This window comes from Okeania sp. (assembly GCF_035285525.1).
GTDB lineage: Bacteria > Cyanobacteriota > Cyanobacteriia > Cyanobacteriales > Microcoleaceae > Trichodesmium.
In genome coordinates, this window is sequence record NZ_JAYKGW010000176.1 from 13,131 (window position 1) to 36,222 (window position 23,092).

At 34.9% G+C, this 23,092-nt stretch carries 15 protein-coding genes and 1 pseudogene; 11 read left to right on the forward strand and 5 right to left on the reverse strand.

Annotation, left to right across the window (positions count from 1 at the left end):
• Positions 1-108 precede the first annotated feature (108 nt).
• Positions 109-780, reverse strand: a complete 672-nt coding sequence (locus tag VKJ25_RS17135) for a hypothetical protein (protein WP_324237850.1) — start codon at positions 778-780, stop codon at positions 109-111.
• Positions 781-1,086: 306 nt separating this feature from the next.
• On the opposite strand from VKJ25_RS17135, the gene VKJ25_RS17140 reads away from it, so the two are divergent.
• Both VKJ25_RS17140 and VKJ25_RS17145 read left to right on the forward strand, forming a co-directional pair.
• Positions 1,087-2,325, forward strand: coding sequence for a sensor histidine kinase (locus VKJ25_RS17140; RefSeq protein WP_324237851.1), 1,239 nt, complete (start codon positions 1,087-1,089; stop codon positions 2,323-2,325).
• Positions 2,326-2,545: 220 nt separating this feature from the next.
• Positions 2,546-3,196 carry a response regulator transcription factor gene (locus VKJ25_RS17145; RefSeq protein ID WP_324237852.1) on the forward strand — a complete coding sequence of 217 codons (651 nt, stop codon included), beginning with the start codon at positions 2,546-2,548 and terminating at the stop codon, positions 3,194-3,196.
• A 194-nt stretch (positions 3,197-3,390) separates the two neighbouring features.
• On the opposite strand, the gene VKJ25_RS17150 is transcribed toward VKJ25_RS17145, so the two are convergent.
• Complete coding sequence (locus VKJ25_RS17150; RefSeq protein WP_324237853.1) at positions 3,391-4,791, reverse strand: MFS transporter; 1,401 nt, start codon at positions 4,789-4,791, stop codon at positions 3,391-3,393.
• Positions 4,792-6,010: 1,219 nt separating this feature from the next.
• Between VKJ25_RS17150 and ppsA the strand changes: the two genes are divergently transcribed.
• From ppsA to VKJ25_RS17185, 6 genes and pseudogenes are all read left to right on the forward strand, one after another.
• Entirely contained in the window at positions 6,011-8,440 is a 2,430-nt protein-coding gene (gene ppsA / locus VKJ25_RS17155; protein ID WP_324237854.1) for a phosphoenolpyruvate synthase, read from the forward strand.
• A 476-nt stretch (positions 8,441-8,916) separates the two neighbouring features.
• On the forward strand, positions 8,917-10,416 hold the full coding sequence (locus VKJ25_RS17160; RefSeq protein WP_324237855.1) for an NADH-quinone oxidoreductase subunit M: 1,500 nt from the start codon (positions 8,917-8,919) through the stop codon (positions 10,414-10,416).
• Positions 10,417-10,962: 546 nt separating this feature from the next.
• The gene (locus tag VKJ25_RS17165) at positions 10,963-11,112 is read left to right on the forward strand and encodes a UPF0175 family protein (RefSeq protein WP_324237856.1); all 150 of its coding nucleotides are present in this window, start codon (positions 10,963-10,965) and stop codon (positions 11,110-11,112) included.
• A gap of 153 nt (positions 11,113-11,265) precedes the next feature.
• Positions 11,266-11,679: pseudogene (locus tag VKJ25_RS24885) on the forward strand (PIN domain-containing protein).
• Between the two features lie 178 nt (positions 11,680-11,857).
• On the forward strand, positions 11,858-12,988 hold the full coding sequence (locus VKJ25_RS17180) for a CO2 hydration protein (protein ID WP_324237859.1): 1,131 nt from the start codon (positions 11,858-11,860) through the stop codon (positions 12,986-12,988).
• A 650-nt stretch (positions 12,989-13,638) separates the two neighbouring features.
• Positions 13,639-14,541: a hypothetical protein gene (locus VKJ25_RS17185; protein WP_324237860.1), complete on the forward strand. Its 903-nt coding sequence runs from the start codon at positions 13,639-13,641 to the stop codon at positions 14,539-14,541.
• Between the two features lie 7 nt (positions 14,542-14,548).
• Here the strand turns inward: VKJ25_RS17185 and VKJ25_RS17190 are convergent, their stop codons facing one another.
• The gene (locus tag VKJ25_RS17190) at positions 14,549-15,856 is read right to left on the reverse strand and encodes a hypothetical protein (RefSeq protein WP_324237861.1); all 1,308 of its coding nucleotides are present in this window, start codon (positions 15,854-15,856) and stop codon (positions 14,549-14,551) included.
• Between the two features lie 694 nt (positions 15,857-16,550).
• Here VKJ25_RS17190 and VKJ25_RS17195 point away from each other — a divergent pair.
• Entirely contained in the window at positions 16,551-18,665 is a 2,115-nt protein-coding gene (locus VKJ25_RS17195; protein ID WP_324237862.1) for an N-acetylmuramoyl-L-alanine amidase, read from the forward strand.
• Between the two features lie 278 nt (positions 18,666-18,943).
• On the opposite strand, the gene murQ is transcribed toward VKJ25_RS17195, so the two are convergent.
• Both murQ and VKJ25_RS17205 read right to left on the reverse strand, forming a co-directional pair.
• The gene (murQ, locus tag VKJ25_RS17200) at positions 18,944-19,867 is read right to left on the reverse strand and encodes an N-acetylmuramic acid 6-phosphate etherase (protein ID WP_324237863.1); all 924 of its coding nucleotides are present in this window, start codon (positions 19,865-19,867) and stop codon (positions 18,944-18,946) included.
• Positions 19,868-20,202: 335 nt separating this feature from the next.
• Positions 20,203-20,565: a DUF3110 domain-containing protein gene (locus tag VKJ25_RS17205; protein ID WP_324237864.1), complete on the reverse strand. Its 363-nt coding sequence runs from the start codon at positions 20,563-20,565 to the stop codon at positions 20,203-20,205.
• A gap of 297 nt (positions 20,566-20,862) precedes the next feature.
• On the opposite strand from VKJ25_RS17205, the gene VKJ25_RS17210 reads away from it, so the two are divergent.
• Both VKJ25_RS17210 and VKJ25_RS17215 read left to right on the forward strand, forming a co-directional pair.
• Positions 20,863-21,399, forward strand: coding sequence for a methanogen output domain 1-containing protein (locus tag VKJ25_RS17210; protein ID WP_324237865.1), 537 nt, complete (start codon positions 20,863-20,865; stop codon positions 21,397-21,399).
• 8 nt (positions 21,400-21,407) lie between these two features.
• Positions 21,408-22,718 (forward strand): ATP-binding protein, encoded by a 1,311-nt coding sequence (locus tag VKJ25_RS17215; protein ID WP_324237866.1) that lies wholly within the window; start codon positions 21,408-21,410, stop codon positions 22,716-22,718.
• Positions 22,719-23,092 lie beyond the last annotated feature (374 nt).

A 23,092-nucleotide genomic window follows, 5' to 3' on the forward strand; every position in this document is an offset into this window, starting at 1 on the left:
AACAGGTAACAGGCAAAAAGAATTGATAATTTATGGATGATAATTGATTTTTGGAAATGTCTAAGTAGGTAGGTTAAAAATGGATACCAGGCATGAATCTTACTGATACTAACGGTTTCCTCGTCTCATTCCTCTGTGTTTACGAAGTTGCTCTTTTTGTTCTTCAGTTAAAATATTTGCCATTTGTTGGTGTGATGACTGCATGATTTCCCGCATTTGAGTTTTTTGGTCTTCAGAGAGATTTAACTGCTGCATCAGTTTTCGTCCTCGTTGACCTTGTGCAGTCAATGTTTGGAACTTTTCCTGCTGTTCGGCAGTGAGAATATTTTCAATTTCAGCTTTGGTTTGTGCCTTGATTTCTTCCCACTGAGTTTTCTGTTCGGGAGTCAGATTCAAATTTTCAAGTCTTGCATGACCATGACCTCTCTGACGAAACTGCTCTCGTTGTTCTTCAGTTAAAAAACCTTCTATTTGTTCGTGCGATGACTCCATTATTTGACGCACTTGGGTTTTTTGTTCTTCAGAGAGATTTAACTGCCAAATTGCTCGTTCTATTCCTTTTCCTTGATTTTCTGAAGTTAAATTTTGGAACTGTTGCTGTTGTTCTGGAGTCAGAATATTTTGAATTTTAGCTTTGGTTTCGGTTCTGATTTCTTCCCACTGAGTTTCCTGTTCGGGAGTCAAATTAAAATTTTTAGGATGGGCAATAACTTTCAAAGGATTAGCCAAAATCAGGGTAGCAGCAATGCCAAATAAAAGAGCTAAAGGAGAACGTTTCATTTTTTATTTGATTAAATATTTACTTAAATCTATCCTACAAATTACCCCTTTCAAATAACTAGAGAAAAAAGTCCTAAATTTTTATAGGACTTTAGTCCTATAGTAAGCATTCAGCCCTCAGCTATTAGCTTTCAGCTATTTATTTTAGTTTTAAATAAAGAGCTTATTAATTAAGTTAAAGTTAAATCTTTAAGGTTGATATATTCTTGCTAATAGCTGTTTTCGCAGCATTATGTAGGAAATAATTACAATTTTATGGTGATGGTTTATACTAAAATTGCGCCCAAATTAATTCTCTACAAACTTATGATTACTTTCCCAAAAATAGCTAAACATCCTATTCGTTTTTTACTGTATTTAGAATGGATTTTATTGGTAATTATTGCTCTCAGTCAAATTTTTAAATTTCCTCTATATGGTCATGGTCGCCGAAGACATTTTTTTCATATATTAGAAACATCAAATCTACTCCCTTTCAATCTTTTTCTCCTGACATTATTTAGCATAATGGGAATATTTTTACCAATGAATAAATCCCGTTACTATAAAATTATTTACACTACTATCGAAATTATTTTAATAATCATTATGTCATTCTTGGGGGGTTTGCAATTATCCCCAATTTTATGTGTGATTTTGGTAATTCGGGATTGTTTTATTTTTGTCGGGAAGCAAAATATAATTATTAATATTTTTGTTTTTTCTTTATTTACAGTTATCCAAATTCAAAGATTACAAAAACTGACTAGACTGCCATTATTTGCTAGAGAGAAATTTATCCTAGTTTTATTCAGTTCAATAATTATGTTTGGATTATTAATAATTTTTCTCCAGCTATTAGTAAAAGCGGTAATGTCAGAACGAAAAAGTAGAGAAGAATTAGCAATTGCCAATGAAAAACTAAGACAATATGCTAGAAAAATAGAAAATATTGCTGCTTTAGAAGAACGAAATCGAATTGCTAGAGAAATCCATGATTCTTTAGGGCATTATTTAACAGTTTTAAATGTTAATTTAGAGGCAGCTTGGAAACTAAGAAAATCAGAACCAGAAGAATCAATAGAATTTTTGGCAGATGCTAAACAACTAGGTTCAAAAGCTTTAAATGAAGTGCGTCAGTCAGTAGCAGCTTTACGAGATAATTGCTGGCTAAATCAATCTTTAGAATCAGCGATCGCTAATTTAACAGCAGATTTTTATAAGTCTACTGGAATTTTACCGACCAGCAATATAACTATTAATTATTCTCTAAATTATGAAGTAAAAATTGCTATTTATCGTATAGTACAAGAAGCATTAACTAATATTTATAAATATGCCTCAGCTACCACAGTAGAAATTAATATTTTTGCTACTAAAAATTTACATCTAATTGTTCAAGATAATGGCAAAGGATTCAACTTAAAACAAAATACTACTGGATTTGGTTTACAGGGAATGAGAGAACGTACTTTAGCATTAGGGGGTGAATTGGAAATTTTGACTAATCCTGGCGCCGGATGTAAAATAATCGCCACTTTTCCATTAGAAGTTGTAAACTCATAATATTAAAGCAAGCATTCAGCTATTAGCATTCAGCTATCAGCTTTTGAATGTGGGAAGTAACAATTAAGGTTAGGTTATTGCCAATTTCATTTCCTAAAGTAAGCATTCAGCTATTAGCTTTTGAATCTGGGAAGTAACAATTAAGGTGTTGATAATTCTCCTCTAGTGTAATAATGAGTAAATGATAAATAGCTGATGGCTAAATGCTTACAAATAAACTATGATTAAAGTCTTATTAGTTGATGATGAAAATTTAATCCGCCGTGGATTAAAAGCTTTATTAAAGTTAGAAAATAATTTAGAAATAGTAGGAGAAGCGGACAATGGAGAAACTGCAATAAGTCAAATAGAAAATCTACAACCAGATGTAGTTTTAATGGATGTCCGAATGCCTATTATGGATGGAGTCGCAGCTACTAAAGAAATTTGTCAGCGTTTTCCAGAAATAAAAGTATTAATATTAACCACATTTGATGATGGTGAATATGTTACTCAAGCATTGAGACATGGAGCAGCAGGATACTTATTAAAAGATACACCTTCAGAAGAATTAGCTCAAGCAATTCAATCTGTATATAAAGGCTATACACAATTAGGACCAGGTATAGGTAAAAAAGTGATTTCTCAGATATCAATTCCTGTTAATAACCCTCCTCAAAATTGGCAAAATTTAACACCAAGAGAAATAGAAATTTTACAGTTAATTGCTTCTGGTGCAAATAACCGAGAAATAGCTCAAAATCTCTACATTTCTGAGAAGACTGTCAAAAATCATATTACTAATATTTTGAGGAGGTTAAATTTGCGCGATCGCACTCAAGCTGCTATTTTTGCCTATTCAATTTACAATGGTAAAGTTAGTGATTTATAAGTATAGCAATACCTAATATAGATTGTCAAATTTTATGGTAGGGGTTTGGTCTCCAAATCCCTGATAATTTGGCTTTTGAGACCAAACCCCTACAGTTTTTTTACGAATGATTTCTTACTGCTGTAGTTTGATAAAAATTATAGGAATAAGAAAAATTGCTAATTAATTATTAATTGTTAATTGTTAATTGTTAATTATTTATTTACCTTTCTTTCTCTCAACTGCAACAATATTTGATCGTGTACTTCCCGCGTAATTGGATATAAATAAGCTAACAATAATCCAACTACTAAAAATATAGTAGGTAAAGGACCGATCGCTACCCGAATGGCGAAAAGTGCTGACTCTGGTTGAGTAGGTGTAGGTTGCCCAGGAATATTTTCAATAAATCCAGCAATATCTAAAGCTATTCCCACTAAAAATAAACCAATAGCTAATCCTATTTTCTGTAAAAAAACCATAAAAGAATAAAAAATTCCTTCTCTTCTTTGCCCTGTATTTAATTCATCTAAATCAATAACATCTGGTATCATTGACCAAGGAACTAAATAAGCAGTTGAGATACCAAAACCTGCTATTACTGCCAAAAAATACATTAAACCAACTTGTCCTGGCTGGATAAAAAATAATCCAATTTGAGCAATTATCCATAAACAAACCCCCATAAAATAAACTGCTTTTTTACCTACTTTTTTACTCAGTAAACTCCAGACAAATAACATAATTAAAGCAGTACCTTGAACAGTGATCGCTACTTGGGGAAAAGTCGCTTCTGGGAGTTTCATCCAGTTAACAACAAAGTAAGGCAAAATCGAAGCTGTTAATTGAACTCCTAACCAAGAACAAAGATAAATTCCGATGACAAATAGAAACGGACCATTACTAAAAGCCACACGAATTTGTTCAACAATTGGTAAATTAGTATTATTATCTTCTTCTGGTTTTTTATTATTAGAAAGTGTCCGTTTCCGAGTACCAAAAAAACACCAATATATAGGTAAAACTGCAATTATGGCACAGACTATACCTAATACTAAATATTGTTGAATAGGATTACCTTTGAAAAGAGAAAAAATTAATTGAGCAATAACTAAAGAAAGAATACTACCACCAATAGAAAATGCAAACCTAAAACTATTTAAACTGGTACGTTCATTGTACTCTTGAGTTAGTTCAGGAGTTAGAGCAGCGTAAGGCAAATTAACAACAGTATAAGCAATATTAAATAGAACACCAATTATGACATAATACCCAAATAAAAAAGACTGATTTGTGCTAGGAACTATCCATTGTAAAAAAAACAAAATACCAAAAGGAATAGCACCAAAAACCATCCAAGGGTAACGTCTTCCCCAAGGATGAACCGTGCGATCGCTCATCACTCCAATTATTGGGTCATTAATCGCATCAGAAATTTTTCCAATCATCAAAATACTACCTGCAATACCGGCAGGTAAACCAGCAACATTAGTGAAGAAATATAGCAAAAAAAATACTTGAACATTAGCACAAATAGCTGGACCTAAGTCCCCAGCACCATAGGCTAATTTTGTCCAAAAACTTAGTTTTTGAGCTTGCATAGAAGGATTATTCATTGTTCTTGGAAACAAACCACAAATACATCATACAATTAAACTCAAAAAATGGGGAATAAAAGGAGAATAACTTATAAAAATTGCTAAGTATTTAGATGGTAAAATACAGCAAATACTTTAATACTTTTTGCTCATTCCCCATTATTGTATCACCCCATTACCCCATCACCCTGAAAGTATCAGGACTTCAGCAAAGGTACTAATATATAGATTAAAAAAACTATTGCGCAATAGTTTATATATAGATTATTGGTGCGTTACTCAGTGCGCTTTTTCGTATAGAGAATGTTCCGCAAATATGTCGCGTAGCGTTTCGCTGACATATAAAGGGGAGCTTTGCGGAACGCAAAACGCACCCTACTGGATCGACACACCTAAAACTATGCAGAGGGATTTTTTCTCCCTTACCACCTTGTCTTCCTTGTCTTCCTTGTCTACCCATAACCAAAAAGTAACGCACCATTTAAGGTGTGTCAGTCTACTACCAATAGGGTTGATGCGTAAGTCCTATAAATAATTACTTCGCAACAAAACCCCTTTTTTGAAATTATGAAATTCCTTAATTTTTTGTAATAACTACCTATAACCTATTCCTGACGTTTTTTTTTACTTTTAGTAACTAAGGTGTATACCTAAGAAAAGTTGTCGCTTTTCCGGAAAATAATTACTATAGAAATATAAGAAAAAAACTCTTTTAATAAAATTATTTTGACAAAAACCATGAAGCAGAAAAAGCGAAAAAATAGCTCATAAATATTAGGAATAAATATACAGTAGATTCCACCAGGTGTGAGGTAAAACCATCGGGGGCTTTCCGGCCTGCTACTTGTGACATTTAATTCTGAATACCTGTACTTCATATACCTGGAATAAGCTGTATTTGAGATTCCTGGGTATCAAAAAAACTTGATAAAAAAAAGGATTTACATACAACATATTTCTGACAAATGATGTACAACTTTGGATAGTAAAAGTTTTATATTGTCCGTATATTGCAAGCTAAATGTTGTACCTCATCACAGTGGAAAGTGCTGTTTGATTTACCAAAAAATGAGGTATAAAACCTCCCCTTGTTCCGGGATGAAAAAAATTTAACACGGTTGCCGATAAATCAGTATTTCAAGTCTCCAACTCAAGTCGGAGGTTCACTCCCTAGTGATAACTGATAACTGATAACTAAAATGATTCCTTCTTACTTCTTCTAGGAGAAATAAAAACCATGACAAACATATTAGCAATTCAACAAAGAACCGCTTCTGTTAAAGAAAAATCTTTAATATTATGGTTTGATGAACTTAGTATTAATGACATCCCATTAGTAGGAGGTAAAAACGCCTCCCTAGGGGAAATGCTCCAACAACTTACCCCCAAAGGTATCAATATTCCCAACGGTTTTGCTACCACTGCTTATGCTTACCGTTACTTCATCGAAACAGCAGGTCTAGAAACCAAACTGCGTCAACTATTTGCCGATCTTGATGTAGAAGATATCAAAAACTTGCAACAACGGGGCAAAAAAGCACGAGCATTAATAATGAATACACCCTTTCCAGCAGAACTGGAACAAGCGATCGCTATCAGTTATGAAGCTCTCTGTTACCTATATGATCAAGACACAGATGTAGCAGTCCGTTCCAGTGCAACTGCCGAAGATCTACCCGATGCCAGTTTTGCCGGACAACAAGAAACCTACCTGAATATTCACGGGATTAAAAGTGTTCTCAAAGCAGCTCATAAATGTTTTGCTTCCATATTCACAGACCGTGCTATCTCCTACCGTACTACCAGAAACTTCGACCATTTTGATGTTGCTCTCTCGGTTGGCATTCAAAAAATGGTGCGTTCCGATCTCGCAACATCCGGTGTCATGTTTTCCATCGACACCGAAACTGGATTTAAAAATGCTGCCTTAATCACAGCAGCTTATGGTTTAGGAGAAAACGTTGTGCAAGGTGCAGTCAACCCCGATGAATATCTAGTATTTAAACCCACACTCCGGGAAGGTTTCCGCACTATTCTTAATAAACGCCTCGGCAGCAAAGCAGTCAAAATGGTTTACGATGGCGGTAACTCTACCAAAAATGTACCCGTACCCGAACGAAAGCAACAACAGTTTGCCTTAACTGATGAGGAAATTTTACAACTTGCTCAGTGGACCGTAGTTATCGAAGATCACTATTCCCAAGTGCGGGGGAGTTATACCCCAATGGATATTGAGTGGGCAAAAGATGGTATCAATGACACTTTATACATTGTGCAAGCGCGACCAGAAACTGTGCAATCTCAAAAATCTGGGAATGTGCTGCGTACTTATCAGTTGCAGAAGCAGGGAGAAATTTTGGTTACAGGTCGTGCTGTCGGGGAAGCGATCGCTCAAGGTAAGGTTCGGGTGATTCTGGATACCGATAAAATTCACGAGTTTCAAGCAGGGGAAGTATTGGTGACAAACAAAACTGACCCCGACTGGGAACCTATTATGAAAAAAGCGAGGGCGATAGTTACTAACCAAGGTGGTCGTACTTGTCATGCTGCTATTATTGCGCGGGAGATGGGTATTCCAGCGATCGTTGGTTGTGAAAATGCGACTAAACTATTGCGCAATAGTTTTGAAGTAACTATTTCTTGTGCGGAGGGAGAAGTCGGAACAGTTTATCAAGGTTTGCTCCCGTTTGAGGTTGTGGAAACTGTGTTGGATGATATTCCCAAAACTCGCACTGGTATTTTGATGAATGTGGGCAACCCAGAAGAGGCGTTGCGGTTATCGGCAGTTCCTTGTGATGGTGTAGGTTTAGCACGGTTAGAATTTGTAATTGCTAATCATATCGGGGTGCATCCGTTAGCATTACTAAATTTTGACCAAGTGGCAGATGAGGTGGAAAAGATAAAAATTGCTGAGTTAACCAGAGGATATGAATGTAAGGCAGATTTCTTTATTGATCGCCTAGCTTATGGTATGGGAGCGATCGCTGCTGCTTTTTATCCGAAACCTGTGATTGTCCGGATGAGTGATTTTAAGAGTAATGAATACGCTAACTTATTGGGAGGAAAACAGTTTGAACCCGATGAAGAAAATCCCATGATTGGTTGGCGGGGTGCATCTCGTTATTATCATCCCAAATATCGGTCAGCTTTTGGTTTAGAATGTTTGGCGCTGAAGCGAGTCCGGGATGAAATGGGATTGGCAAATGTGATTCCGATGATTCCGTTTTGTCGCACGCCCCAGGAAGGAATTAAGGTATTGGAGGAGATGAGTAAACATGGTTTGGCAAGGGGTAAGAATAGTTTGCAGGTTTATGTGATGTGTGAGTTACCCAGTAATGTGATGTTGATGGAACAGTTTGCTCAAATATTTGATGGGTTTTCCATTGGGTCGAATGATTTGACTCAGTTGGTATTGGGTTTAGACCGAGATTCTGCATTGGTGGCAGATGTTTTTGATGAACGCAATGATGCTGTGCGTAAGATGATTCGGATGGCGATTACTGTTGCTCACGAATGGGGGCGTAAAATTGGTATTTGTGGTCAAGCGCCGAGTGATTATCCTGAGTTTGCCGAATTTTTGGTAGAGTTGGGGATTGATTCGATTAGCTTAAATCCTGATTCTGTTTTGAAGACTCGATTTGAGGTAGCTAGGTTGGAAGGATTATAGAAGCCCCTAACCATATCTATAAAATTAGGTAGGGTGATAGGGTGATGGGGGGTTATTTTTCTTCCCCCTCTTCCCCCTCTTCCTTGTCTTCCCCTTCTTTTTTTCTCTAGTGACAAATAGTACCTTTGCCTAAGTCCTGTAAAATTAAGATCACAATAGACATCTCCAAAAATAAAAAATTAAATCAATTATCGGACAGAAATCATCTATTCTTTTCCCCTACTTCCTACTCCCTCTTTTCTGGAGATGGCAATGAGAGAAAACCTTCTTTCTACCTCCTGTATCAGTGCCGTTTCTTCTGACTCCTGACTCTAAAATCTAACTTGTAAATATTTAATTCCATTAAGATTTTAACCAGAGGTAATTATCAATTATCCATTAATAAACTTCTTCCCACTTCCGGTATAGTTATATATGAATTATTAAATTATTCGGTAGATTGCCGTTAAAAGCCCTTAAAGGAAAATATCTATAAAATGCTCAATGGTCTCATATTAATTCCACTTATAGGTGCAACCATTATTAGTTTTTGGCCAAGCACCCTTTCACCAAAATTAGCCCGTCAATTAGCCCTAATAGTGGCCATAATTACTTTAATATGGTCTGTCGTCCTACTTGTCCAATTTAATCCCCAAGATTCCCATCAACAATTCGTTTTTATACTTCCCTGGATAGACTCTCTGGGTTTAAGCTACTCCCTCGGAATAGACGGTTTATCCTTACCATTAGTAGTATTAAATGCTCTACTAACGGCTATTGCCATTTACGCTACAGATAAATCAATTAACAGACCTCGTTTTTATTACTCCCTCATTCTATTATTATCACTGAGCGTATTTGGAGCCTTTCTGGCTCAAGACCTACTACTATTTTTCATCTTCTACGAACTAGAATTAATTCCCTTATACCTATTAATAGCCATCTGGGGAGGACCAAGACGAGGTTACGCATCGACAAAATTTCTGATCTATACAGCCATTTCGGGAGTTTTAGTCTTAGCTGGATTTTTGGGAGTAGTCTGGTTCAGCGGTTCGTCCAATTTTGCCTACGACCAAGCAGTTGCTAATACCCTACCTTTAGGAACTCAACTATTATTATTAGGGGCAATAGTCATCGGGTTTGGCATTAAAATTCCTTTAGTTCCTTTCCACACATGGTTGCCGGATGCTCACGTTGAAGCTTCTACACCAATTTCTGTACTTTTAGCAGGAGTTCTGTTAAAATTGGGAACTTATGGTTTGCTGAGATTTGGATTAAATATGCTTCCGGAAGCTTGGGGTTATATTTCTCCTTGGTTAGCAATATGGGCGGTAGTTAGTGTGCTGTATGCTTCATTAATTGCTATTGCCCAAAAAGACATGAAAAAAATGGTCGCCTATAGTTCAGTTGGTCACATGGGTTACATTTTATTAGCTAGTGCTGCAGGAACTCCCCTCAGTATTTTAGGTACAGTATTCCAAATGGTAAGCCACGGTCTCATTTCTGCTTTACTATTTTTATTAGTGGGAGTAGTCTACAAAAAAGCTGGTACTAGAGATATAGATGTCTTGCGTGGTTTATTAAATCCAGAACAAGGTTTACCAATGATTGGTAGTTTGATGATTTTGGGAGTAATGGCAAGTGCTGGTATTCCGGGAATGGCTGGATTTATTTCCGAATTTTTAGTATTTAGAGGCAGTTTCAATGTTTTTACAGTTCCGACGCTTCTTTGTATGATTGGAACAGGATTAACATCGGCGTATTTCTTGCTTTTAGCTAACCGAGTATTTTTTGGCAGGTTATCTCCAGTAGTTATTAATTTACCTTCTGTGCAATGGTCTGATAGAATACCAGCAATTATTTTAGCAGTTTTGATTGTGATTTTAGGACTACAACCTAATTGGGTGGTGCGTTGGACTGAAACTGAAGCTAATAGCATGAGTATTGTCTCGCAGGTTGTTGAGAGGTCAGCGATCGCCTCAATAATTGATAATTAGGGTTTTCTGATTAAATCAGGACTTAGGCAAATTAGTAGAGGGCGAATACCATTCGCCCCTACAGATTATGTATATTTTCTTGTTGCTTAAATCCTAATAAATACCGCGATATTATACAGCAGATTTCATATCAGTGAAGCAAACATAAGACAGCCTAGAAGGCTGTGTTACAAAAGATGCAGAAATATGGAAAAAATTAGCTAGTTCTTGAATTTGATTTTCTGACAGTTAAGATTTGCCATTCAATACTTCATAATAGGATAAATTAATTGCCTAAAAAAGGAACTGAATCTTGAAGAAAAAGTAGAGATTCTTCTTATAAAGCTTTCAGAAATTCGACACCACAAATATTAGGAATTAGTTCCTATTTTTATTCATAGTTTATAAACTATAGCAATACTAAATAGGTTGCGATAATAAATCAAAAAGTCAATAAAACAACTGATTTATCGGGAACCGTAACTTTTACCTATTTCCTGTTCCCTATTCCCTAGCGCGTAGCGCCATAAAAAAATGAGTGTTAATGTGAAATTTCCAGAATAATTGTTGATTGCTTGTCGTGAAGAAAAAGAAGTTTTTCAGCGACGAGTAATGGTTTTAACTTTGGGTAAACTTTATGAGGAAGGAAAAATTTCATCAGGAGTTGGTTCGGAGATTTTGGGATGCGATCGCGCTCGAGTTTTATCGTCTAATTAGCGAACCAGGTTTTGGTGTTATTAACTAGAGCTTCTGCTGAGTTTGAGGAAGAAGCAAAGACGAGTCGGGATTTAGGTGAGAAATTGTCTGGTCTATGAAAGTTGTTGTTAATGCTATCTAATTGCTTTGGCTATCTTACAACGTTTGGAACTTTTGCCCCAGTTATTTCAGGAAGTTTTTGTCCCTCCTATTGTTTTTCAAGAAGTGGCCATTCAGGGTGCTAATAGACCAGGTAGGGGGAATATTGCTAGTCAGACACAGATGATTATCCAAGCTCCCGAAGCTAATTCAACTATCGAACCTCTGCTTCTAGGATTAGATGCTGGAAAATTTCAGGTCATTTTGTGAGGCCGTGAACTCGAAGCTGATTGGGTATTAATTGATGAGCGTTTGGGAAGGCGTGTTGCTCTAAATTTAGGTTTGCCAGTGAAGGGAACTTTGGGAGTTTTGCTGGTAGCTTTTCATGCAGGTATGATTTCTAAGATAGAAGCAAAAGAATCAGTACAGGAATTAGTTAGAAATGGGCTTCGTCTTAGTTCCCAACTAATAGAAATGTTTGCATCATAGTTGGACAAATTTTAGAAGAGGCGTTCATTAATTGATATATGATTATGTTATAATAAGGCGCTACAAATTTATGATGTAGAAGTTCCTAATAATCTCGACTCAGCTATATTTTAATTTTACTAAATATGAGTCTTATTTTATAAACAGATAATAACCAACTAATTTAGGGAAAAACAGTATGACAAACACAATTTTAAAATCTCAAAAACATCCACTTTCAGAATATATTAATCGCTTAAAATCTGGTCAAGCTCTATTAAAAGATAGCCCAGAAAATGTCTTAGAAGTTGTGGGAATTTTGAAAAGTTATGGCATTGTTTTAGATGCTTATTCTAAAAATCTTAATTACATTGCCGAATATCAATTTTTAGAAATGTTTCCCTTCTTTAAATACTTTAATGGGGAAATTTCAGTAGATAAATATTTCAAGTTTATGTGGCATGACAGAATTAATTTTGAATATGCAGAATATTGCATGAAAGGAATGTTATGGCATGGAGGTGGAGGTCTAGATAAATATTTAGATTCAGACCAATTTAAACAATTAGCAAAAGCAGCAATAGATGCCAAAGCTATAGGGAATTTAGTCTTAATGCCACTTAATAAATTATTTCCAGATTTTTTACCAGATTTGGTACGTCAACAAGCTTACTATAGTGGTTTAGGTCAATTTTGGCGGGTAATGAGTGATATTTTTATGACCTTATCTGATAAATATGACCAAGGTAGAATGACATCTATTCCTCAAGTAGTAGAGCATATTTTATCAGGGTTAGTTGCAGCAGCAAATTTACCAATTACTTTTGCTGTAAATATTAAAGGTAAACATTATGAAATAATTCCTAAATCAGTAGGTTTAACATTTTTAATGGATACAGCAGTTCCTTATGTTGAAGCAATTTTTTTCCGAGGAACTCCATTTTTAGGAACAGTTTCTTATAATGCTCAAGCTCAACAAATCAACCCCGATCAAAGTCAATTTACTTATGGTGCTTTATATGCCGATCCTTTACCTATTGGTGGTGCTGGTATTCCACCTACATTATTAATGCAAGATATGCGACATTTTTTACCAGATTATCTTCTAGAAGTTTATTACAAAACTAACCGAGGTACAGATAATTTACGAGTGAAAATTTGTGAGACTTTTCAAAAGTCAATGTTCTGTGTCACAACCGCAGCAGTTTTGGGTTTAGCACCTCATCCTTTAGATACAGAAAACCCAGAGGAACAAGCAGCAAATCAAAGTTATTTAGAATATTGGATGGATAGATTTTTAACATCAAGATTACAAGTTGTGAATAGTTAGTTATTAGAACTTACGCAAATAAACCCGGTTTATAGGAGAAACCGGGTTTCTAGTTTCCCCTAGCGAAGTCCTGTTATTAGACATCTCCAAAAATTAAAAAGATCATCAATTATTATCTGGAAATAATTAATTACTCCCCCTGTTTCCTCTTTTATGGAGATGTCTATTTGATAATTTCTAACAATTATAACTACTTTAGCAATCCTATTTCAAAGGAAGAAGAAAGAAGAAGGAAAAAACCTTTAATAACAAGGAATAAATAATAGAGATAACTATCTAAAATTAATGAGAGCAGCTATCTTTTAAAAATTTATGATCGACATCTACCTTTTGTAGCATTCTTTTTTCAAAATGGTATTATGGAGAAACCGAGTTTATGAACTATTTTTTTTGGTTTTAACCAAAATATCACGGCAATAAACCCGGTTTCAGTCAAATTAACCATTATCAAAATTCTCACAAATAATTTAGAATTGCTATTCTATATTTGTCTACCATTCTATTCATAAATAATCAGAAGAATGAATAAGTTAGTCCATTACTTTGAAAGAAATGCTAAATTCATAATAGTCCTGATATTATTTCTCTTTTCAGTTGCTTTAATATTCCTTCCTAAACCACCTAAAAATCTAAATGACTGGATATTAATTTTGAATAATATTGGATTTAACCTCTTAGGTGCTGTAATCGCCTTTTTGGTTTTTCAAGTAATTGTTGAAGGAATAAATAAATTAGGTGAACAACGTGGGGTTAAAATTGATGCTCTAAACAAAGATGATTTTATTAAAAAAGTAATCAAGTCTAAGAATACGGTGAGAATTATGGAAACCTGGACTGATTTACTTAGTTCTAATCAATTTTTAACGACTTTTAGTGATGCTATAGAAGCATCAGTCAGGAACAATAATACTATATTTGAAATTTTATTACTAAATCCAGAAGATACTTATTTAGTGAAAAGACGTCAAGAAGATTTATCCAATAATGAAGATGTTGAAATAAACATTTATCGAAGCATAAGTACAATTCAAAAAATACTCCAAAACTTGGGGAATATGGGTAAAAATTTTCAAGTCAAACTGTACAGTAGAAATCCATCTCTAGCTATTTACATGAATGACGACGATCTCTTTTTAACTTTTTTTAGAGCTAATCTTAACACTTCTCAGGGAGAGCAGTTAAAGCTTCCTAGAAACTCAACTATTGGAACGTTTATTATTGAGGAGATGTTTTATGAAATATGGGAAGATACAAAGAATACGAAAGACCTTAACAATATAGTTTTTTACTGTATTAATATTAACAATAAACTCTATGATGTAAAATATATTTTTCAAGAAAATGTTTTCTATATTCAGAGTTCAGATTTAACAACTGATAGTATCAACAACAATATTTTCCAGGACACTATTATTGAGGTAGATGATCAACAATACAAATTAACACCAGAAGCAAAAAGGAAAGAAGATTTACCTCTTAGGGTTCAAGAACTTTTTGATAATAAATATCCGACAACAGAAGATATTTTCTTTGAATTAATTAAGTTGAGATAGATGAACTTCAGCTATCAAGTTCAATTTTTGAAATATTAATCATCCTTCTAAAATTATCATAGGATTTACCTGAATTAATCAGATAATTTACCTTAGATATACATTCTTGAATCTGTTCTATCAAGTCTTTTTCTTTTAGTAAAAAAGCATTATTTGCTACAAGTATAGATGCTGCATTGGCAAGAATAAAATCTCTTTTACCTTGGATTTCATAAGTATTTTCATTGGTTAAAATTCTATAAAATAAATCCCTTTCAGTTTCAATTTCTTTCTGTTCCTCTATTTGGTTTATTGGTACTCTTTTAAGCGAGATATCTTCAGGAGAAAATTCCAGTATTTTGATGCTATCTAAATCAATTTTAATCAATAGGTTATTTGGTCTTTCTTCTTGAACATCTCGATAAGCATTTGATATCTCATCTATTCCTTCGTATGAGTGAACAATTATGCCTGTACTTCCTAGTTCTAAATATATGCCAATCACATAAGGCAGCATCCCTATATGAGATATACCAGTTGTATGGTTAACTGGATTTAATAACTGTGCATTTGGAGCTATAATTTTAAATATATCTATTGAAATAGGCAAATCTAAATTTCTCACAGTTGAATGCCAATTATTTTGCTGATTCTGATAATTATATTCTAAAGTTTTTAAGTTTTCTTCCCATAATTCTATTCTGGCTTGCTTAAGATTATTGGAGTAAGGAAAACCAAGCTCGCTTAAAGTAATATATGCAAAATTATACTTTTCTAAACTTTCATTTATAGCCTTGATATCTATCCCTTTTTCATTATACCCAAATGCTTTAATTGCTTGATAGCTTCCATGCAAAGAAGTAACATTACCTGTACCAGTTTTACAAATTCTGATTAAAGGTGAAACTATAATTGAAGCCATAGTTGTTGCATGAATTGTTTTGATTAAATCTCCTCCACTTCCAAAAGCATGATCGTGTAGTAACAACTTGAGATTATTATTGTTTTTATGAATATGACTTAAGGTCTTATTTCTAACATAATTAGTCAAAAAGTTTACTTGTCTGAAGCCAACCTTACCATTGCCTGGTGCTATTTCCAAAAGAGTATTTTTTATGCTTTCTACTTCTTCATTTGGATTGATACATTTCTCAAAATAATTAATCAGCTTTTTGTCACTTATCGGACTAATTATTGCTTCATTTTCTAAGAATTTCCTAAAAACATCTGCTATTGAACCAAGTTTATTTATGACTTCATTATTTTTAAGGTTTAATTGCTGAGAATAAAGTAAACGAAAATCTTCTTTTTTTATTGTAATAGTCCGAGGTGTCATATCAACAAATTAAGTTTAAAGTATTTGATGAAATCTTTATTAAGAGCCACTACAGTGGGAGCATCTTCCTCCAGCACTAGATATTTCTTGTTTCCTGTATACCATTAAGTATGAAAGTATAATTAACAGAACTTGCCCAAAATATTAAATCACCAAAAAATTAGGGTATGTGCTTCCCCTTTTAAGGAGATGAAAAAAATATTTAACTTCAGCATTTTCAACCTCCGAGTTTAGTCGGAGGTTCCCTCTCTACTGATAACTGATAACTGAAATAACACACTACTTGTAAAAGTTAACAGTCGTTAACCCCTGCTAGATATGCTTGTTTTAGGTCAGTCCTGGTTAATTTTATATACAGCTATTTCAGACTAATGATGTACAAGTTTAAAAAGTGAAATTATTGTAGCATAGGCATCTTGCCTGTTAGCTGTGTACCTAATAGCAACGGGAAATACTCTAATTATTTAGGGACGGACAAAAAATTATTTAAATATATCTGGAATAACTAACCACCATTTAGAAAAATATGTGATAATATGTGCCTCTAGTTATACTCATCATTATAAAAGTGGCCATTAGGATGTATAAATATAATGGTTATAGGTTAGTAATATTCTATTCACCAATAACCACACAGGGTACATAGATATATCTGTCTTAATTTAGAGGATTCAATTAAAGTGTTAGGGTTGATATGAAAAATATATATTCAGAAAATCGTTTGTTCTTTCTCAAAGGTACCCAAATGGGAAAAAATCTTATGTTGCGTTGGTTACTACCCAGTATACTCAGCGTTTTTGTCTTAGGAGTTCCTTCTGAAGCAACAACTCTAGAATCTTGGCGCTTTGAACAGGATCGGAACCAATTGTCCTTTACCACACAAGGTGGTGTTCAGCCAAAAGCCCAATTAGTTAATAACCCAACTCGATTAATTATAGACTTGCCAGGAACAACTTTAGGTGGTGTCCAGACTTCCCAAGTTGTCGGTGGGGCAATTAAAGCAATTAGAGTAGGACAATTTAATCCGGAAACAGCTCGAATAGTAGTAGAACTAAATAATGGTTATACTATTGACCCAAAAGAAGTAGAATTTCAGGGGATTTCTTCTAGCAGATGGAATGTACAAATACCAACACCTAAACTAATTACTTCCACTACAAATATTGATATTGCACCTCAGTCTTCTCCCTCACCATCTCAAAATTCCCAACCTTTACGTCGTCCACCATCTCAAAATTCCCAATCTTCAATTCTACTGCCTCCACGTTCACCCTCTCCTCCTCGCAGAATAGAAAGGTCAATCAATCAAAATAGACCAAAACCTAATAATACTCTTTCCTCCAATTCAACTGCTACTAATGGGACATCTACTCTTGTACAAGATATCGAAGTAACAAAAGAGGGAATAGTTCTCAAAACAAGTGGTAAATTACCAGAAATTGAGCTGAAGCAGAGCAAAGACCGCAACTGGATGACCATTGATGTTCTTAATGCTACTTTAACTATCAAAAATTTCCAGCAAAATCAAAAGTTTGATGAGTTTGGATTAACAATTACTCGACTAACTCAACATTCAACTTCACCAGCAGTAGTTCGTTTAACAATAAAGTTCCCAGATAAAAAGACTAAATGGCAAGCTCGTGCTTATATGGGAGGAATAGCATTATGGCCTGAAGGAGAAGCACCACCGACAATTAATCAAGGTACTGGTTTTGCTCTAATTAACTCTCTGGAATTAAAAAATGGTAATGAATTAGTTATTACTGGAGATAAACCCCTAAATTATACCACTGGTTGGGATTCTGAAACAGATGCTTATGGAATTACTATATACAATGCTAAGGTAGATAGGCGATTTAGATTACCACCCCAAGAAGTTGGCAGTCCTTTAGTCTGGACAAAAATACGTCAGGAAGGTCCAGAAACAGTTTCAATTCTGGTTAAACCTGCTACTAACGTTAAAATTGCAGAAGTAACTCAGATTACTCCAGAAAAGTTATCTCTGGCAATGGGTTGGGGTAGTATCGGGAATGCACCTCCGGGTTGGAAGCCAAATCCTAGACCAGAATCTTCTAATACGAGACCTTCACCATTTCCCAGGAGAGAAAATTCACCGCCTCAAAATTCTCGTGGAAACACTACTACAACGAGAAGATGGCCTTTCCCTCCCCCTCGTCGCAATACTCAACAGCCTAATACTAATAATAGTAGTTCTAATTCTCGTTTTGCCTTGCCTAATCAACTACCTCGACGTAATGGACGATTATTGATAGTGATAGACCCCGGACATGGGGGACCGACTGATTTGGGTGGGGTTGGTTTTAATGGTATACGGGAAAAGGATATTGTGTTGCCTATTTCATTAGAGGTAGCTAAAATTCTGGAGCAGAATAATATACAGGTGCTTCTGACTCGGGAGACAGACCGGGATTTGGATTTGCCACCACGAGCAGAATTTGCTAATCGGGTAGGAGCAGATTTATTTGTGAGTATTCATGCTAATGCTATTAGTATGAGTCGTCCTGATGTAAATGGTTTAGAGACTTTTTATTATGAAAGTGGACTTGTTTTAGCACAGTATATTCAGAATAGTATGTTGCAAGCTTTTCCGACTATGAATAATCGTGGTGTGAAGCAAGCCCGTTTTTATGTATTAAGAAAGACTGAGATGACTGCTGCTTTGGTAGAGGTCGGTTTTGTTACTGGTAATTATGATTGGAGGATACTTGCAGATCCTGCTCAACGTAGTCGGATGGCGCAGGCGATCGCTCGTGGCATATTAGAATATGTTAAAGCTTATTCTCGATAATTTAGGGAGTAGGGAGTAGGGAGTAGGGAGTTCAGTAGTAGACTGACACACCTAGAATGGTGCATGAGGGTAGGGGCTGGTTTGAGCAGAAATTTTCATGGCGAATCTAAGATTTAGATAAACCTGCCCCCGTTATATCAAATTCGCTGGTTTTGGAAAATAAGGTTCTACCATCAGAAAAGAGCTAAAACTCTTAGTTTGTAGAGGGTACGGTTCCCGAAAAATTGGAGACCAAACCCCTACGGTCTTAAATTCTACCGATACTACCAGATTTGATGTTACTCAGTCAAAGAACCTACTTTTTTCAAAGCTGCTCTGAGATTACCTTGGCATTCAGATAAGATATGATCTCCTTCTTCTTTTTCTAAGTTGCTCCAGTGCATAAAAAGTGCTAGTTTAACTGAATCACCACTTTTATTTAATAATTCTCCTGCTTCATCCCGACTTAACTCTGTTAAATCCCCAATAATTCGTAAAGCTCTATCCCTTAACTTACTATTTTTTACGGCTACGTCAATCATACGATTGCCATAGACTTTGCCTAACCTTACCATTACTCCGGTTGATAAGACATTCAATGCCATTTTGGTCACGGTTCCGGCCTTTAAACGGGTTGAACCTGCCAATAATTCTGGGCCAACCAATAACCGAATATCTACATCTACCTTGACTTCAAACTGTTCTACAGGGACACAAGTAATAAAAATAGTTTTTGCTCCCCGTTGCTTTCCTGCATCCAAAGCACCATGAACATAAGGAGTTGTACCACCAGCAGTAATGCCAACTACCACATCTAGATTTGTGATGTGACGGGAAGCGATCGCTTGACCACCATCTTCCCAACTATCCTCTAGATCTTCGGAACTGCGGACTAAAGCAGCAGCACCTCCTGCTATAATTCCTTGTACTAATTCTGGAGGCGTACAAAATGTGGGTGGACATTCAGCCGCGTCCAATACTCCCAAACGACCACTTGTACCAGCTCCCACATAGAACAATCTACCACCTTGGTTTAAAGCTTCGGCAATTATATCCACTGCTTGAGCTAATTGTAAACGGGATGAGGCGATCGCTTCTAAAGTCCGGTTATCTTCTTGATTAAACAAGTCTACTAATTCTAAAGAGGTTAATTGATCGAGATTATGGCTATTAGGATTAACCTGTTCAGTTAACAAATGACCTCTTTCTTGTAAATTTTTCATAACTTTATCTTGACAAATTATGTAAATAATATGACGCTATGGGCTAGGGAACAGGGAACAGGGAACAGGGAACAGTCAAAGAGTTTTTCGTATAGGGAAATGCTCCGGAAACAGGATTTATAAATGTCCGCGCCCTTTGGTTCAACTGCTATGTTACCTAAAAAGTAAAAAAAAGATATTATCTCTATGTAAAAGTAAAAAGCATCCATAAAATAAATAAGCTTCAGTATTTTTAGCCTATAGCTTAGAGAGTTGGTTACTGTTTAGTTAAGGGACTGGAAAAATGTAGTTATCACCCAGAAAACCCACTGATAACTGAGCGGATGCCTTTTGAGTTACAAAAGACCTTCCAATTGACGCTTAATTTTATCTAGCTCCGTTTCCTTATTTTCAGAAGCTTGGTCTGCATCTTCTTGCCAATCAGTTTCTTCTACATTATGCTCTGGAGGAATCTCCAACTTACCTGCTGGTACAACTTGCCAATCATAATCTACATTCCTACAAAATTCCATAACTTCTTCCTGGTCGATTTCTTCAACTGTGGGAGTAGGAAAATCTTGAGCTTCTAACAATACACCAAAGCGAGTCGCATCATCTTCTGATTGAAACATTAATACCTTATTGCGATCGCCGATTTGAATCGTATGTATTCCCTCATTTTCAGTTCTAGCATTAAACAGTAAAACAAATACTCGCATAACTTTTCTCAACTTCAAATAGAAATAGACTATAATTTTGTGTCTATATACAGAATATTTATGACTAATGATGTACAAGTTAAATAGTAAAATTATTGCAGTAATCACAGGTATTTTACTTCTTAGCTATGTACTTCACGGGCAACAGAAATTGCTATATAATTTATAGACACAAAAAGAATAAATACACAATATACAAAAACCTGTTAAATGAGACAATTCCTGAAAACAAGCTTGTACATAGTATAGTATTAATGATACAATAATATGTAAAAATTAAGAAAGTTTTTTTTAGTTATGAGTTTATCTCAAGAAGTTCAAAACTCTATTTCTCAGCTTGATATTTCTTTGGAAAGAGATGTGTTTATGCGAACTTTAATTCGGGAACTATCCGGAACATTACAAGAAATTGTCGGATTAGAAGAAGCTTCAGGTTTTATTAGTGTTGTAGGTCAAGTTATGGGAGACCAAATCAACAACTCTTATAAGTCTGCACTACAAGTATCTAATCTATCTAGGGAACAAGTTGCTCAAGTATTAGTAGACCTGAAAAAAAGAATACAAGGTGATTTTTATATCATTGAAGAGGATGATGAAAAGATTGTTTTAGGGAATCGAGTTTGTCCCTTTGGTGAAAAAGTAATAGGTCGTCCTTCTATGTGTATGATGACTTCTAATGTATTTGGTTCTATTACAGCTAGTAATTTAGGATATTCTAAGGTTGAACTGCAAGAAACAATTGCCCAAGGTGCTTCGGGATGTCGGGTTGTGGTTTATTTGAAACTAACGGAAGATGCTGAAGAAGCAGATGGAAGAGAATACTTTAAGTCATAAATTACAACATGATTCCTGAACAATTTATTGAACTAGCTAGAGTTTTACCTGAACCATCTTTACTTCTTACGCAAGCAGGAGAAATTTTAGCTTTAAATAAGCCAGTTTCTTTGTTATTTGGCTGGAAAATTAGTGAACTTAAAGGAGAACTACTATGTAAGTTTGTAACTGAATCTGAGGAAGCTTTGATGAAATATTTACAAGCTTGTTCAAAGAGTCGAAAAATGGTTTTTGGTTCTTTAACAATTTGTACATCTGATGGAGAGAGTATTATTTGTCGTTCTCAAGGAGCAGTTATTCAACCAGCTTTGGGTGGATTACCTGCTCAAATTTTTTTACGTTTAGAAAAAAGGAATATAGCTAACCAAAATTTTTTGGGACTCAATGAAAAAATTGATGAGTTAAAGACAGAAGTTGAGCATCGTCGTCAAGCAGAAATTAAATTAAATCAACGCTTATCTGAACTAAAAAAAGCTCAAATGCAATTAATCCACCAAGAGAAACTTTCTAGTTTAGGGCAAATTGCAGCGGGAGTAGCTCACGAAATTAATAATCCAGTAACTTTTATTCATGGGAATTTGATTCCAGCTCAAGAATATGCGAAAGATTTATTTAGATTAATTAAATTATATCAACAATATTATCCCAATCCAGTTCCAGAAATTCAAGCAGAAATTGAGGAGATTGATTTAGATTTTTTAATTCCAGATATGATTAAATTACTGCAATCAATGAGTGTCGGAACAACACGAATCCGTCAAATTGTGGAATCAATGCGCAGTTTTTCCCGTCTAGATGAGGCAAAAATTAAGAAAGTAGATATTCATCAAGGTTTAGATAGTACATTAATGATTCTTCAGCATCGTTTAAAAGCTACACCTAATTTTCCAGAGATAAAGGTTATTAAAAGTTACGGAAAATTGCCTCAAGTAGAATGTCATTCTGGGCAACTTAATCAAGTTTTTATGAACATTCTTACCAATGCAATTGATGCTTTACATGAACGTTATGAAGTAGGAAATATTGTAGAACCTGAAGTTAATTTATCTGAGATTAAAGTTAAAACTGAAATATTAGATAGTGATTGGGTTGCTATTCAGATTTCCGATAATGGTTTGGGGATAAGTGAGCAAGTATTTACGAAAATATTTGACCCTTTTTTTACTACTAAAAAAACCGGAAAAGGAGCAGGATTAGGTTTATCAATTAGTCATAAAATTATTACAGAAATACATGGTGGAAAACTATTATGTGATTCAAAATTAGGAGAGGGAACAAGATTTTTAATTAAAATTCCAGTTAAACTAAAAATTTCTTAAGCATTTAGCAGTCAGCATTCAGCTATTAGCTTTTTGTGATTAACTTCTGTAGCACAACCTTCCAGGTTGTTACAGCCTAGAAGGCTGTGTTACAGATATATGAATACTTTTATATTTAATCAGCAACCCCTAATTAGGGCTGGCGTATGGAAACATGAAAGCATTATTGACAGACAAACTTTTTAGCAATTTTATGTCTGGAAAAAGTATCAGCTTTTAGGTCAAAGAGGTGAAAAAGTTAACAGAAAAAGTTTTGTTCTTGAGAAAAATGATGAATCAAAGACCACGGAAACACTTGAACAACTGTTCCCTGTTCCCTGTTCCCTAGAAAAATTAAGAGATAATTTTTCTAGCTAATTCCTTTATAACTGCTA